At 42.3% G+C, this 1,441-nt stretch carries 1 protein-coding gene; it reads right to left on the bottom strand.

Annotation, left to right across the window (positions count from 1 at the left end):
• Positions 1–382: 382 nt before the first annotated feature.
• Positions 383–1,441 (bottom strand): hypothetical protein (locus LKE01_RS12150; RefSeq protein ID WP_054769920.1); only part of this gene is annotated, 1,059 nt, incomplete at its 5' end.

Below are 1,441 nucleotides of genomic sequence, written 5' to 3'. Positions count from 1 at the left end.
CAGCTGTAACAATTTGAAACTCTGTGAATCTTTGAAACAATCGGCTAAATAAAACATTCTTTATTCATACTTCAATGCTTCTAATGAATCGTGAACCTCAAACTCTTAAAATAAACAACTATGCGTTCTACATGTGAAACATTTGAAAATAATCTGGTAACATAACAACATATTAATCTTGGATCAGAGAACATTCAAAGTAGGTTGAAACCCCTGTGCTTCGAACTTCTTTTCCCTTCCTTGACTATATAATATCATATCTGTAAGCGTTTGCAAGTATTATACGCACTTTTTTTAAATTTATTTCGGAACGTTATATTATCAGGCATTGAGGGCATTAAAAAGGACGCGGCTGAAGGTATCAACCGCGTCTTTTTTGCTTTTATTTAAATAAAAATCTTAATGGATCAAATGCGATAAATGTCACACCGGCAACAGCGATGATTGCCAAGGCTCCCAATAACGGCAACGTTTCGGAAATTCCGGTTGAATCATGCTCCATATACTTCACATGCTTGACCGGAGTGGTCAACGTGACTTTCTTACCGGTAGTCGTTGTAACCGTCCCGGGCTTTTGAGCCGTGCTCAATACGTGACGATAAATCTTGTTTGAGAAGGCGTTGAACGGCAACAACTTGGTTTTGTTCGATGATGCTGACGTTGCTGCGGCTTTAACAGCCTTGGGATCACTTTTTGTAACTTTATCGGCAAATGTGTCACCTAAAATATCATTATGAATGTTTTTGCTTTCAATAATCGGCTGATTAGGCACAATTAAGGTTTCTTGGGTTTCACCAGGCTCACTTGCATCCGGTGACTCCAGAACGACCACATTGTCGTCTGCTGGATCAGCTGGAACGGCAGGTGTCGTTGTCGACTCATCCACAGTGCTGGATTTGTCGGAATCAGAATCGGTCACCTTATCAACAACATCTTTAACAACCTTATTCAAGGTGTCGTCATTGGCCCCAACAACTGATGCACCGACATTCAAATCGGTGCTTCCTGTGCTGCTTGATGCCGATGAACTGTCTGAACTTGATGACGAGCTTGATGAGCTTGAAGTACTGGCGGCAGAAGAACTATCCACAGCATCCCCCTGCTGTGATGAACTTTGCTGTGGCGCCTGAGCACCAACCGAGCCGCCAGCGGCTGCGTTTGACGATGAATCGTCTTTGGCAGCGCTGCTATCATTAACGGTGACTTTGTCAGTTTTATCAGTTTTTGAACTGCTGTCGTTGACGGTCACTTGATTATCTTTGGCATCGCCATAAGTTGTTGTAACGGTGCTGTCAGAATTTTTAGTTGTCTTTGAATCATCAGCTGATGTTGAATGCTTATTGGCAGTCACATCAGATACCGTGTTTGACGAAACACTGTTTGCCGAATTAACCTTTACAGTCGACTTGGCATCACTAACTGATTGAACCTGAGTGCTTTT

The organism is Lentilactobacillus kefiri (genome assembly GCF_007989105.1).
GTDB lineage: Bacteria > Bacillota > Bacilli > Lactobacillales > Lactobacillaceae > Lentilactobacillus > Lentilactobacillus kefiri.
The sequence above is the reverse complement of the archived record's forward strand: the minus strand, read 5'-3'. Positions and strand labels throughout refer to the sequence as shown.